12 protein-coding genes are annotated in these 13,661 nt (G+C 63.6%); 9 read left to right on the top strand and 3 right to left on the bottom strand.

Annotated features, from left to right (window positions below):
• Nucleotides 1–68 precede the first annotated feature (68 nt).
• Complete coding sequence (locus NSO95_RS04545; protein WP_257594970.1) at nt 69–623, top strand: hypothetical protein; 555 nt, start codon at nt 69–71, stop codon at nt 621–623.
• Here NSO95_RS04545 and NSO95_RS04540 read toward each other — a convergent pair.
• Nucleotides 547–2,673 (bottom strand): protein-disulfide reductase DsbD family protein, encoded by a 2,127-nt coding sequence (locus NSO95_RS04540; RefSeq protein ID WP_257594969.1) that lies wholly within the window; start codon nt 2,671–2,673, stop codon nt 547–549. The two genes, NSO95_RS04545 and NSO95_RS04540, sit on opposite strands and share 77 nt — an antisense overlap.
• A gap of 87 nt (nt 2,674–2,760) precedes the next feature.
• Nucleotides 2,761–3,945, bottom strand: coding sequence for a nucleotidyltransferase domain-containing protein (locus NSO95_RS04535; protein WP_257594968.1), 1,185 nt, complete (start codon nt 3,943–3,945; stop codon nt 2,761–2,763).
• A gap of 67 nt (nt 3,946–4,012) precedes the next feature.
• Here NSO95_RS04535 and NSO95_RS04530 point away from each other — a divergent pair, with 67 nt between their 5' ends.
• The 8 genes from NSO95_RS04530 (at nt 4,013) to NSO95_RS04495 (ending at nt 10,446) form a co-directional block, all read left to right on the top strand.
• Nucleotides 4,013–4,822: a sulfotransferase gene (locus tag NSO95_RS04530; RefSeq protein WP_257594967.1), complete on the top strand. Its 810-nt coding sequence runs from the start codon at nt 4,013–4,015 to the stop codon at nt 4,820–4,822.
• 55 nt (nt 4,823–4,877) lie between these two features.
• Nucleotides 4,878–5,477: an aspartyl/asparaginyl beta-hydroxylase domain-containing protein gene (locus NSO95_RS04525; protein WP_257594966.1), complete on the top strand. Its 600-nt coding sequence runs from the start codon at nt 4,878–4,880 to the stop codon at nt 5,475–5,477.
• Nucleotides 5,464–6,381 carry a hypothetical protein gene (locus NSO95_RS04520; protein WP_257594965.1) on the top strand — a complete coding sequence of 306 codons (918 nt, stop codon included), beginning with the start codon at nt 5,464–5,466 and terminating at the stop codon, nt 6,379–6,381. The genes NSO95_RS04525 and NSO95_RS04520 overlap by 14 nt, the downstream gene beginning before the upstream one ends.
• Entirely contained in the window at nt 6,378–7,241 is an 864-nt protein-coding gene (locus NSO95_RS04515) for a sulfotransferase domain-containing protein (RefSeq protein ID WP_257594964.1), read from the top strand. The genes NSO95_RS04520 and NSO95_RS04515 overlap by 4 nt, the downstream gene beginning before the upstream one ends.
• Nucleotides 7,242–7,284: 43 nt before the next feature.
• Nucleotides 7,285–7,575 (top strand): PqqD family protein, encoded by a 291-nt coding sequence (locus NSO95_RS04510; protein WP_257594963.1) that lies wholly within the window; start codon nt 7,285–7,287, stop codon nt 7,573–7,575.
• A gap of 97 nt (nt 7,576–7,672) precedes the next feature.
• Nucleotides 7,673–7,804, top strand: a complete 132-nt coding sequence (locus tag NSO95_RS04505) for a hypothetical protein (protein ID WP_257594962.1) — start codon at nt 7,673–7,675, stop codon at nt 7,802–7,804.
• Nucleotides 7,805–8,022: 218 nt separating this feature from the next.
• Entirely contained in the window at nt 8,023–9,555 is a 1,533-nt protein-coding gene (locus tag NSO95_RS04500; protein WP_257594961.1) for an asparagine synthase-related protein, read from the top strand.
• Between the two features lie 3 nt (nt 9,556–9,558).
• Nucleotides 9,559–10,446: a glycosyltransferase gene (locus tag NSO95_RS04495; RefSeq protein ID WP_257594960.1), complete on the top strand. Its 888-nt coding sequence runs from the start codon at nt 9,559–9,561 to the stop codon at nt 10,444–10,446.
• On the opposite strand, the gene NSO95_RS04490 is transcribed toward NSO95_RS04495, so the two are convergent.
• Nucleotides 10,430–13,639 carry an FG-GAP-like repeat-containing protein gene (locus NSO95_RS04490; protein WP_257594959.1) on the bottom strand — a complete coding sequence of 1,070 codons (3,210 nt, stop codon included), beginning with the start codon at nt 13,637–13,639 and terminating at the stop codon, nt 10,430–10,432. The two genes, NSO95_RS04495 and NSO95_RS04490, sit on opposite strands and share 17 nt — an antisense overlap.
• Nucleotides 13,640–13,661: the final 22 nt, after the last annotated feature.

The following is a 13,661-nucleotide window of genomic DNA, read 5'->3' as shown; positions in this document are numbered from 1 at the left end:
CGCAATTACTCCGCAGCTAAGTTACCGCTCGCGTGGACAGCAAGGCCGGTCGGGGAATATGGGGCCGCATGAAGTCCGTTGATTTCCGGATCGCAATGCTGGGCGCAGGTCTCTCGCTTGCCGCCTGCCAACCCCCGGCAAGCGAGAATTACTCGGAACGCGCGCCCGATATTCCGCACCGCGAGGCGCCATCGGTCCCCATCGACTCGCCCGACACCACCACGGCGATCTGGAGCCCGGGAAAGACGGCAAACAGGCTTCTTTATGGAAGTCCGGGCAGGCCTCCGCTTTTGGTGCTTGTCTGCTTGGGCGAGAGAGGGCGCAGCAACGTAACGATAACCCGCTTTGTCGAGGCCGACCCCGAAGCAGGGGCGATCATGGCGCTGATCGGCAACGGGCATCGCGCGCGGCTGCCTATCGCGTCCGTATGGAACGGGCGCGGCTGGCTGTGGGAAGCGCGCTATCCGGCGGAGCTGCCCGACCTCGACGTGTTCACCGGCCAGCGTGCCATCGACCTTACCCTGCCGGGGGCCGGCAAGCTGGTCCTCAATCCGAGCCCGCTCCCGGGCCGGCTGGTCGAGCGCTGTCGCGGCGAGCCAGATCGATCAGGCTCTCCGGCGTAAGCACCTGCGGCAGGATTTCCGCCTCTCCGCCGGGCGCATACCAGACATAGAGCGGCACGCCTGCCGCGCCTTGCTCCGCCAGATAGACAGAGATTGCCGCGTCGCGGCGCGTCCAGTCCCCCCGCATCGCGATCACGCCGGCCCGATCGAACGCCAGCTTCGTGGCATCGCGCTCGATCGCGACGCGTTCGTTGATCTTGCATGTCACGCACCAGTCGGCGGTGAACCAGATGAAGACGGGCTTCCCGCTGGCGCGCGCTTCGGCGAGCGCCGTTGCAGAATATTGCACCGGATCGAGCATCGATTCCGCTTCCACCGGCGGCGCCAACGCATAGCTGGCCGGTAACGCGAACGCGCCAAAGATCGCAAACGGGGCGAAAATCAACCCGAAAGCGGGCCAAGCGAGCTTGCGACTTCTCTGCAACCGGCCGACCACCGCCAGCGCCAGAACCAGCCCGGAAATCATAGCGAGGGCAAGCAGAGCGAACTCCTTGCCACCCAACCTCGCTGCCAGCCAGACCAGGGCGAGCGCGGTCAGCCCCATCGGCACCGCCATCAACCTGCGAAACCGTTCCATCCATGCACCAGGCTTTGGCAGCAAGCGTCGCAGCGCAGGCACGAAACCGATCACGAGGAACGGCAAGGCGAGACCCAGCCCGAGCGCGGCGAAGAGCGCGATCGCCTCGACCGTCGGCAGGAGGAGCGCAGCCCCCAGCGCGGCAGCCATGAACGGCCCGGTGCACGGCGTCGCCACCACCGCCGCCAGCAAACCGGTGGCAAAAGCGCTCGCCGGTTCGCCGCTACGAGTCAGCGAAATGCCCGGCAATTCGAACACTCCGGCAAGATTGGCAGTTATCGCCACGGCCAGCACCAGCAGAGCGACGACAACGCCGGGTTCCTGCAGCTGGAACGCCCAACCGACCTGCTCGCCCGCTGCGCGCAGCGCCAGCATCGCCGCTCCGAGCGCGATACAGGCAAGCATCACCCCTGCGGTGTAGGCCAAGCCCTCGCGCCGCGCCTGTGCTTCGCTCTCCCCTGCCCGCGCAAGGCTCAGCGCCTTGAGCGAGAGGATCGGAAAGACGCAGGGCATGATGTTGAGGAGCAGGCCTCCCAACAGCGCTCCTGCCAGCAACACCCACATCTGGGGCAGAGTGGCCCCGCTCCCTTCAAGCAGGGTGCCGCCCATCGGAACGGCGCCCCGTTCGGCGACGAAGCGCAGACCTTCGGTGTCCTTCCAGGCGATTATGCCGTCTATCTCGCTCGGCATCGGGGCGAGCTTCATTCGCGATCCCGGGGGAAGTACGAGCCGGTCGAGCGGCACCTCGGCGACCAGCATGTCCCCCTTGCGACTGAACCGCTGCGGTGCTGCATAGGCTGGTTGAAGGCCATTCCCGAGTTCGCGCACCCCTACAAAGAAATGCAGGGTATCGAGTTCGAGCGTGGCGGGTATCGGAATAGCCACCCGCAACACCTCTCCCGAGACCTCGAAGGTCGCCTTGCTCTCGATCAGCGGCGCGATCCTGCTCCGCCACTCGGCGCTTCGCCGGTCGGCGAAATCGGGCGCGCCCATGGGGAGTGCGAGCGCAAGATCGTCTTCCTCCGGAACGCATATCTCGTCGGTGCAGGCGAGCCATTCGGCGTGCAACCCGATCCGTACGATACCGGTGGTCGATGCCGTAGATGGCAAACGCACCGGGACGAGGACGGTATAGCCGCCCTTGTAGACATGGTTCATCAGGCCCGAGAGCAGCAGCCTCTGCGGCACCGGATACTGCGGCTCCCCTGCCACCCACCCTACGGGCAGATCCCAGTCGAGCTCCATCCCGAAGCCCGCGTCGCCCGGGTTCTTCCAATAGCCGTGCCAGCCGGGTCCCGGCTCGAAGCGGATTGCGAGCAGCAGCTCCTCGCCCGGCTCGGCCGCGCTCGCGGCGAGCAGTTCGGCCTTGATGTTCGGCTCGTTCCCTCCACTTGCAACGAGTTGGGCCTGCGCCGGCGGGATAACCAGCGCAAACGCCAACGCCAGAAGCAACGCCAGCCAGGTCTGTGACAATCTGATTAGGAACACCTTGGGACCCGCTGTGAAACTAGCGCCGCGTCTAGGCGCTCTGTGCTCTTTTCGCAATGAATCGCGAGGTTGTTACTGCTTCCCAGAAATTGCGCGCCCCACGGCAAGCACGGGGGATATGATCGCCATCGGAACGATCCAGCCCTTGGGGAGCGGGACATGCTCCAGATCATGCGACCGGACCACTTCGAGCAGCAGCGCCCTGCGGCGGTACCCGCGCCGCCGTACCAACCCGAGTGAGTGCCGCATCCGCCTCCACAGGTAGCCCGGTTTTCCGATCCCCGCGCCACCCATCGGCAGATCGGCAGCGATCAGCTCAAGCGCATGATCGTGCAATTGCGCGGCCCGAGCGGAGCTGGTCAGGTCCGCCAGCGCCTCGGGCAATCGGCTGCGAAACAGCGTGTGGCACAGCGCGAAGGCAGACCCGGCAACCGTTTCCAAGCCGTGTTCTCTCAGTGTCGCCGTCAGCAGAGCAACCCCTGCATCGTCGAGCATCGCAACCATGCGCTCGACATCGGCCAGCCATTTGAGCCTCACCCATCCGTGCTTGGCACCATGCGCCAGAACATAGGCAAGGTGCACATCGGGCCTGAGCGTCGGGAAACCCGAAACCACCGTGGTACCAGACCACTCACGCCAATGCGCGTCGATCTGCGGCACGAAATAGGGGTTCTGGCTGGTGCGCCAGTGGAGATCGAGCTGCGCCCCGTCGGCGCGCCGGAAATAGGAATAAGCCGAATGGAGCTTGGCAAAGTTCGCGCGCTTCGCATCGTCCAACGCGAAGCGTGGATGAATCCGGGTAAATCCTTTTTCGAGAATGATACCCTCGGCTTCCTCGATCCGGACCGCGTCGACCATCAGGTCGATATCGATCATCTCGCGCAGCGCGGGTCGCTCGTACGCCGCCTCCGCGACCGCAATCCCCTTGAGCAGCACCCACTCTATCCCGGCCCGAGCGAAATGGTCCGACAGCTTTCGCAGGAGCGCGATCGAACGCAGGTAGTTGCTGGCATTGCGCTCTTCTTCCCCTGCCAGTCTCGCCGCGACATCTGCAGGCATGCCGATCCGCGCAGCGCCCGCCAGAGCCAGAGCTCCGACCCGGTGGCGATCGACAAGGGCCTCGAACCGGGCCCAGTCGATACCTCCGGTCCGCGCCGGACGCGCGCAATCCATTGCGGGCGACTGCGCAATGGCGCAGGCCAGCAAATCCAGCTCCCTGTCGGCGATTCCGCCAATGGTGTCGCCCGTCGCCTCCATCCGGTCTGCTTGTTGCCTTTGCCGCAGTCTGGCAAGGGGTCGCATCGCAAGGATCGATCATAAACCCATGAGCAAACACAAGATCGAACGGGTCGCTGCGGCTGTCACGACCCATTTGTTCATTCTCTGCCCCAACAACAGCGGGTCGACCTATCTGTCGCGCGCCATCGCGCAATCGCGCCATGTCTGGAGCCTCGAGCGCGAAGGGCAGCATGTGCTCGGCTTCGCCGGGCCGCAAACCCTCAACTCGCCCTGGCCGCTGGTGTGGGCGGCGGACGCGCAGCGGCTGGCCCATTTCCGCGACAGCCCGGATTACGATTGGGATCGCACCCGCAAGGCGTGGTATTTCCATGCGACCGCCGCGCGTACCGAAGCACCGGTGCTTCACACCAAGGCACCCCCGTTCCTCCTGATCGCTGACCAGTTGCGCGATGCGTTTGCCAACACGCGTTTTATAATCATGGTGCGCAATCCCTACGCCACGCTCGAAGGCATCCTGCGCCGCTGGCAGCGGACCGATGCCAGTGCGCGCACGCTCAATCTGGCGGAAGCCGGCGCGCGGCATATCGTCGCCTGTTTCGAGCAGCAAATGCGCAATATCGACCATTTCGGCGATTGTTCGATTGCCTTCACCTACGAAGACCTCTGCGCCGACCCGCGCGGCAAGGCAGCGGCGATCCGACGCCTCGTGCCAGAACTCGACGATCTCGATCTCACGCAACGCCTTGCGATCAAGGGGACGTATGACGAGCCCCTGCGCAACATGAACGAGGAGCAGATCGCCCGGCTCGATCCTGCTGAAATCGAGCGCGCCAACACCGTGTTCGCGCATAGCAAAGCCGCCCTGACAAGCTTCGGCTACGCGCTAATGGTTTGACCTCGACAGTCGCAATGCTAGTCCGCCAAGGCGCGAATTCAGGGAGATAGGGGGCATGCCGCCCAAGGTAGCAAAACCGCACACGGTGCGCGCCCTCGGCCCGGTCGACTGCGCACGGCTGACCGCAATGGTCGAACGCATCTCCCCCGCGACCTGGGCTGGGGAAGATGCGCTGAAGGAAAACGACTTTGCGGTGTTCCATCACACGCAGCACATCATCTTCCGCTTTATCGAAAACAATCGGAACCCTGAAAATTCCTATTCCACCCCGGCATGGGATGTCTGGCAACCGTTGCTCCAGCCGGTGATGGAAGCAGCGATCGCGCCCTATGGTTTCCGCAAACCCGTGTTTCCCAAGGCCATGCTCGCCAAATTGCTCGCCGGGCATCGGATCGATCCACATTATGACGGTGCGGGTTCGAACCTCGTCACCCACAAGATCCATGTCCCACTGGTGACCAACCCGCAGGCCGTCTTCTTCGTTCGCGATGAGAAGGTGCATCTCGAACCGGGCATCGCCTGCGAGGTCAACAACATCGTCAGCCATGGCGGCGAAAACCTCGGCCGCAAGGATCGGATCCACTTCATCTTCGAAGTGTTCGAAGGGGACTATCCCGCAGTTGCGGCAGAAGGCGAAAACCGTGCCGAACTATAGGGTCTACGGCTTCATCGTCGCATCGGACCTGCCGCTACCCGTCTTGCCCCGGGCCGAAGCGGGCGAGCCCGATGTCACCATTGCCGCAGGTCCGGTTCCCGGGACCGAAGGTTTACGCACCCAGTTTCGCAACTGGGAGGCAGAGCCCGATCGGTTCATCGCCACCTTCCATGAAACCGGACGCTTCCTCGTCTCGGGCGGCAACCGCATCACCTACCACCGGTTCGACCATGCCGACGACAGCCAGGTCGTCTCCATCCTTCTCGGCACCTGCATGGCCGCACTGCTGATGCAGCGGCGCATTCTGCCGCTGCATTCCTGCTCTGTCCGCACCGACCAAGGCGCGGTGCTGGTGATGGGCGTCTCCGGAGCGGGGAAGTCGACCACGCTGGGGGGCCTGATGGCACTCGGCCTGCCGATGATGGCGGACGATGTGACCGGCATCGTATTTGGCGAGAGCGGACAACCGATGGCAATCCCAGCCTTTCCGGCAACACGCCTGTGGCAGGATTCGCTCGAAAAGCTGGGTCACGGAACCGCCGGCCTGCCACGCGTGCGGACCGATCTCGCCAAATTCTATCGTGCGGTCGACGGGTTCCATCCCGAAGCGGAGCCGATCCGGGCGATCGTCTATCTCAAGGCGACCAACGCGTCAGAGCCACGGTTCCATCCGATCGAACTGGCGCAGCGAACGGAATGCGTATCGCGGTTCGTGCATCGCAAGAACTTCCTCGACGGTATGCACTTGCGCCGCTGGGGCTTCGATAGCGCGGTCGCCATCGTGCGCAAGGTACCCTTGTTCGAGCTCGCCCGGCCGAGCGGCTGGGTGGAGCCGGTCGATCTCGCCAAGACGATCCTCGCCGGCATAGCGGCGAGCGAGGATATGGTCCGGGCCACGGCATGACGCCGCAAGCGGAGTACGAACCCGGTCGGTCGATCGTCTGGCTCGCATCCTACCCGAAATCCGGCAGTACGTGGCTGCGCGCGTTGCTGACTGCTTGCCTGTGTCCAGAAGAGCCGGTCGATCTCAACCAGCTTGTAGGCACAGCGGTGGTGTTCGAGCGCGCGCAGCTCGATGAACATGCAGCAATCGATTCGGCGCACCACTCACTCGACGAGCTGTTGGCGTATCAGTCGGATTACCACCGCGCCTTCGCCCACGATCAGCAGGGACCGGTGTTTATCAAGACACACAGTGCGTTCCGGTCCACCCCGGACGGGATCGACCTGTTCCCTCGATCGGCCAGCGCAGGCGCGATCGTGGTCGTGCGCAACCCGCTCGATATCGTCGGCTCCTATGCCCACCACGAAGGCAAGTCAGCCGATGCGATCATCGCGCGGATGGCGGACAGCGAAGCCCGTCAGGACGCATGGGACGACAGGATCAGCAAGGCGCTGCCCCAGCGCATCGCGGACTGGTCGGGCAATATCGCCTCATGGCTCGACCAGAGCGCCATGCCGGTATGCCTGGTGCGTTACGAGGATATGTTGGCAGACACTAAGGCGGCCCTGATCCGGGTGCTCGAATTCTCCGGCATCGATCTGGGCGATGACACTGTGCAGCGCGCGGTTGAAGCTTGCAGCTTCGCGCGACTTTCTGCCGCCGAAGCGCAGGGCGGTTTCGCCGAGAAACCGTCGCAAACGCGCAGCTTCTTTCGCGCAGGAGCTGGCGGGCAAGGCATCCGCGAACTGACAGCGCTGCAGGCTTCAAGAATCCACGCAGATCATTGTGCCGTCATGGAGCGGCTGGGGTACGCAGCGTGAATTGGGGCTTGCGAACCGATGCGTCTGGTGGTTGAGCGGCAGCATGAGCGAGACCAGCATTGCCCCCGAAGCCGTCGTACTGCGCAACGAGGATGTGCTATACAGCGAAGTTGCCGACGGCATGTCGCTGATGGACATCGAAAGCGGGCGGTATTTCCATTTCGAACAGACCGGTGCGCGGATCTGGCTCGAACTGAGCGAGGACAAGACCTTCTGCGATCTCTGTGCCGGACTCGAGCAGGAGTTCGATGTCGAGACCGAGCAGTGCCGGGAAGAGACTGAGGAATTTCTCGCCTCGTTGCTGGAACTTGGACTCGCCACGTTGCGCAAGTGACACGCGGGCTGCGCGATTGGAGTTACCTCTTGCTTCACCACATGTTTTTCCGTTAAGGGAAATCAATTAACATTCAGACAGGGGCTGATTCGTCACCATGACCAAGACCAATGCACCGCAACGTTCCGCATGGCAGAAGCCTTCTGTACGCTCGATCACGCCGGTAAAGCGGACTGCCGCTGGTGCCGTCGCCCGCACGGTCGAGGACCCGTTCTACAACCCGTCCTGACTTGCGATTGCAGGTCTGAAATGGCCGTCGCCGACCCATTGGTCGGCGCGGCCTTTTAGCGATTCTGCGTGCCTTTTCGTGACAGCCAAACTCCTGGGGCGGGGCCTTGCACGCCCCGGTCGGTTGTGGCCCATGGCTTCGAAATTGAGGATTCGGGTTTCGGGCAGACGCAGATAATCTATTCCGCCCGGTTCGACGACAGGGCTGCATCCTGCTCAATGCTTTCGCTGGCAAACGATTGCACCGATGCCGAGTTGATCGGCGCAGCATGGCGCAGATGGGAAAGAGAATTTGCCGACCACCTGTTTGGCGATTTCGCGATCATCATTGATGACAGGGCGACAGGCCTGGTCCACGCCGTGCGCGACCATATCGGCGCCTGCCCGCTGTTCTATCGCTTGCGCAAGTCGCAACTCGAGGTCTCGGCCACCATCGAGCCGTTGATCGGCGAGGGTGAATGCCCGGAATTTGACCCCTCACACCTCGCAGCCGCAGTTCTCGGTGGCCACCGTGCCGCGGCTGAAAGTACCTTCTACCGCGATATCCGCCGCCTCCCGCCCGGCCACGGATTAACCGTCGATCGCGACGGGAATTGCGAGACCTATCGTTGGTGGAAGCCCCGGATCGGCCCGCCGGACCGGATGCCACCGATTGACGCTTTGCTCGAGGAAGGCAGGGAACTGCTCGCGCGGTCCGTCCAGGATCGGTTGCGCAGCAACGCGAAGATCGGGTTCCATCTTTCCGGCGGGCTGGATTCCTCGGCCATTGTCGCCCTCGCCGTTCCGCAGCTTCCGGCCATGGGATCGAGCGCAATCGGCTTTGCCTGGCAGGGTCTCGGGGAAGGCGGCGAGAGCGGCCGCATCCGGGCTGCCGTCGATTTAGCCGGGATCGATTTTGTCGTTTCCCCCGTCGATGCCGAACGCATCGCCCACCTCCTGCGGCAGGACTGGGCGAAGGGGCCGAACCAGTGGAACCTGCTCCACGAGGACGCGGTGCAGGATGCCGCAGCTCAGCGCGGGATCGAAGCGATATTCTCGGGCTGGGGCGGTGACGAGGCGATCAGCTTCAACGGGCGCGGGTTGCAGGGCGAATATCTTTCCAAATTCCGATTCGCCAAGCTTGCCGCGCTAGCAGGGACGCGTAACCTGCGCTCGATCGGGCGGGTCTTTCGTGAAGGGTTGGACCAGCTAAACGCTCAGCCGACGCCGGATGGATTGGCCGTGTCGAGCACCTATCTCTCGGCCGATTTCCTCGCCTCGGTTACTCTCCCGCCCAAACGCAGCGTCGACTTGCGGTCGGTCCACTCAGCCGTCGAAACGCTTCACGGTCTCGGCTCGGTATCGGCTCGGGTCGAGGACTGGGCACTGAGCGGACGCGCGAAGGGTATCGACTACCTCTATCCCCTGCTCGACCGGCGGTTGATGGAATTCGCCTATCGGCTGCCGGCCGAAGTGTTCCGCAAGGGTCCGGTCAAACGCTGGTTTTTCCGCGAAATGACGCGCGGGCTGCTGCCGGAATCGATCCGCACCGATCCATCGAAGCACGAGCCGCTGCGCACGGGCGATCTCGCGCTCAAGCTTTCGGCAGCCTTGCGCATATTGGGCGAAGAGGTCGAGGCGCGAGCATCCGCGATGAAACGCGCGGAATATTTCGACATGGATGCTCTCGTGGCCGACCTGAAGAACCCGCCGCAGTTCGGCGATCCACGGCTGGGCCATCTGCGCCGCGCCGTCCAGTTTCTGGACTTCTGACCGATGCGGACAAGCAGCCTACCGGTGGAGCTGGTGACGGTCAGTTCGACCGGGTTCATCACCGGCACCCAGACGATGCTGGACTCGTTCCTGCACCACAATCCATGGTTCGACAGTCCGATTGCTGTCATACACGACGATCTGCCGAACCCGGTCGCGGCGAAACTGGAAGCGCAGTTCCCGCGCCTCACCTGCCGCACTCCGTCGAGCGATCTCGCCCGCGCCATCAGTAACCTGGTCGCGGCTCGGCCGTCGCTCGCCTCGCGCTACCGGCGCTTCTTCTCGCTCGACCTGTTCGACGGGGTGTCGGCGCGCCCTGCCCTGTTCGTGGACAGCGACGTGCTGTTCTGCGCATCGGTCGAGACGGTTGCCTCGCTCGATGCTCCGATCGCGGCCAGCGGCGACCGGGCTTATCTGGCGGGCAACAGGCGTGATCCCGAAACGCTCGCCGAAGGCGCTGGAACGGCCAATGCGGACGCCTTCCGCAGTTTCAACGCCGGGTTCGTCCGGGTCTCACAGGAACTTCGCCAAGCCGCCATGCGCGACCGTGTCATTGGAGAACTCGCGCCCGAGCGCTGGTCTACGGTGGCCAGCGACCACACCGACCAGGCCGTGCTCAACCGTCTGTTCGGTGCCGAGGTTCATATTCTCGACCCCAGCTACAACCTGATGCTCGGTCATCTGGGCCGGTTGAACGAGGCAGCGGGCGGCGGGGTGCAGGATGCCCGCGTGCTGCATTTCAATGGCCGCGCGAAGCCATGGCAGATGGACGACAGCCTTCGGGCGATGTCAGATGACCCCGACTTTTCCTTCGCTCTGGCCGCCTGGCACGCCGCCTATCGCCGGTTCATGGCGCGGCGGATGGGCCACAATTCTAAAGAGAACGCCTGATTACGATCTCGGAATCCGGTGCGAAGTCGCCCGCGATCGTGGATGTGCTGCCATCGCGCCAGACAACGTCGATCTTCGTCACTTTCTGCGCCTTGCCGATGCCGAAATGCGCCTGCGGGTGGAGGCCGCTGGCAAAGCCGCCGCTCTGGCGGATTTCGCGCACGCGCTTGGTGCCATCGTCGGTAGTGATGACGATGCGCGCGCCGACCCCGGCCCGGTTGCCCACCGCGTCCTCGATCCTGACCCAAAAGGCCCGTCCCGAAGGCGCGTCGTTGCGATGGATGATCGGCTGGGTCATCAACGACGCGCGGATGACATCGACATCGCCGTCGCGGTCGTAATCGACCAGCGCATAGGTGGTCGACGGCACGGGATCGGCCAGCCCGAACTTCTCATCCGCACGAACGAAGCCACGTGCCGAACGGTTGCGGTAAAAGGCGTTGGGCTGGGTGTTGCGGTGATAGGCCATGCCGGTAGCCACGAACAAATCCTGCCAGCCGTCCTGGTCGAGATCGGCGAACCGCGCGTTCCAGCTCCAGCCGGGCCGATCAACGCCGAAGTCCATCGTGCGGTCTTCGAAACCCTTGCCCTGTGCGCGTTTGAACAGGATATTGCGCTGCCGGATGCCGCCGACGTAGTCTTCGCGCTCGATCGTTTCCTTCGCGTTCTTGAACCGGGGCTTGGCAGAAATGAGGCACATCTCTTCGAGATTGCCGCCCATCCCCTTGAGCAGGCCGCAGTCGGAAATGTCGCCATAGAAGCTCGCGCGGAAGGTGAGGCTTCGCGCTGCACAGATCAGCCGAAACGACGGATCGGCAATCCGGTCGCAGGTCGAATAGCGCGAATGGGCTTCGGACGCCGACAGGTTTCGTTCGCGCAGGCTGAGGAAGCACTGCTCCGGATTGGTGATGCCGTATTCCGGCTGCATGCAGTAACTCAATTCAGGCCTCACCGAATCGACCCGCCACTGCGACCAGGCAATCTGCGCGACGTAAAGCTCGTCGACCAGGTCGTTGTCGATGTCGCCGAAGTCGATGCTCATCGAGGTGTTGGTGAGGTAGGGTACTATCCCGTCGGACTTTTTCGCGAGGACGAATTTGCGGTTGCCCTGATTGAGATAGATCTTGTCGGCGGTCGAAACGTCGTCCCCGATCAACAGGTCGGGCAGGCCGTTGCCGTCGATATCCTCGATCGCGGAGGTCAGGCTTTCACCCGGTACGCCGTTGAGGACCTGCGCCACGAACTTGCCGCCCTCGTTCCAGAACACGCGGTCGCGCGAAGAGAGGAGATAAGGGTTGCCGTTGTTGGCGGTGGTCCCGATCGTCCAGTTCGCTGCCAGAATGTCGAGGTCGCCATCGTCGTCGAGATCGCCGAAACCGGGGGCGGCGATCACGCCTGCATCGCCGTTGTCGAGCTCGACCCGGTCTTCCCAGCGGAATTCCCCGCCCCGGTTCCAGAAGATGTAGGAGCCGTTGAGATAGGTCGAGACCAGCATGTCCGGCAGATCATCGTCATTGAGGTTGGCAAGCATCACCGTCCCGACAAACTGGCTGTCGACCGGACCGAGATCGAGCGGCACCTGCTGGAACGTCCCGCCGATATTGCGGAAATAGGCGAGCCCGCCAACCGACCCACTGCGCGCAAGGACGATATCGACCCAGCCGTCCCCCGTGGTGTCACCGGCGGCGAGGCCCCACATGAAGGTGTAAGGCTCAAGAACCTCCAGCCCGCGGTTCGCGGGAGGGAGATCGATCCCGATCTCGGGTCCCATCAGCCGGGAGAAACCGGTTTCGGCACCCTTGCTGGCGATGGCCTGCGGCAGGGCCGAAGTGACAGCCACCTGCCCCGGTCCTTGATGTGCAATCTTCGCTTCCACCGGATAGTAATCGACCGCTGGGATGGCCGATGCATCGAGCAATCCGGTCACTGGCTTGGCGGCCACTCCGTCGAAAGGCATCGCATTGGCGAGGTAGGCGATGTTATCCTTGTGACGCCCTTCGAGGATAGTCTTGTCGAGCCAGTTGGCACCGACCCCAAGCAGCACAGCGAGCGCCGCCAAGGAGGCCATCATCGCCAGCGACATGCGCCAGGATATCGCCCGCCCGACGATCAGCATCGAATAGACGCTGTAACATCCCAGTGCGAACAGCAGCGGCATGACATAGCGGGTGGGCCAGCCGGCGTTGATCAGGATCACCGCGAGAATCACGTCGAATGCAATCGGCACCGGCAAGAAGATTGCCACCGCAGCGATGAAGCACATCGCCAGCAGGATCATCGGGACCGAAGTGGGCATGCCGACCAGGCGGCGGAAATCCTCGAAGTCGAGGAAGGTGATCAGGATCGCCCCCAGCGCCCCGGCGAGCACCATCATCGGCACCGTCACCAGCGCGATGAACAGCAGGTTGCGACCGAAGGTCCGCGCCAGCCACACCAGTGCCTTGGGCCAACTGTCGACATCGGAGGCGGGCACCGGCAGCGGTCGCAGCGCCTCTAGCTTGCGCGCAATCCAGCCGCGCCGGTCGTCGACCTCGCCCTGCATCCGGGTGAGCGCGGCATCGTCCAGCCCGCGCGGGTGGAGCCAGCGGGTGAGCAGCGGCACGCCGAGCAGCACGAACACCAATGCCCCGGCCAGCTTCAGCGCGGCCATGTGGAACGGCAGCAGGGCGAAGGACATGCTGACGACGATGACGTTGAGTGTCGGCGAGGCGACCAGTGCACTCAGCGTCGTCTCCAGCCGCATCCCGGCGCTGTGCAACCCGCGCGCGATGGGTGCGGCGCAGTTCACGCATACCCCCAGCGGCGTACCGATCGCCGCTCCGAGCGCAGCATTGGCAAAGCGGTTCTCGAATCCGCGCCGCTCGATCAGCCCCAGCAGGGTGAGCGCGCAGGCGGCGAACAGCACCCCGAAGGTCATTCCCTTCCAGTTGGTGTACATCCAGTTCACCGTGTTGACGGTGATGTCCCACAACAGGCCGCTGTTGGGGATCCATTCGAGCACCTGATCGAAGGCGATCCCGTTCATGTTGGTATCGCCGCCCATCGCGGCTTTTTCGTTGAGCGCGGGATAGCGCGATTGGGTCCAGAAGAAGATCGCCACCGCCGTGGTCAGCAGCGCCGAGGCGATCAGCCTGCGATCGCTCAGCAGCTTGCGGAATGTTCCGGTTTCCCCAGCGGCAGTCGCCGTCGTCATCGACATGCTCCACGGGGCATAA

It is taken from the genome of Parerythrobacter lacustris (genome assembly GCF_024626475.1).
Classification (GTDB): Bacteria; Pseudomonadota; Alphaproteobacteria; order Sphingomonadales; family Sphingomonadaceae; genus Parerythrobacter_A; species Parerythrobacter_A lacustris.
This window is presented reverse-complemented; position numbering and strand designations above follow the sequence as displayed.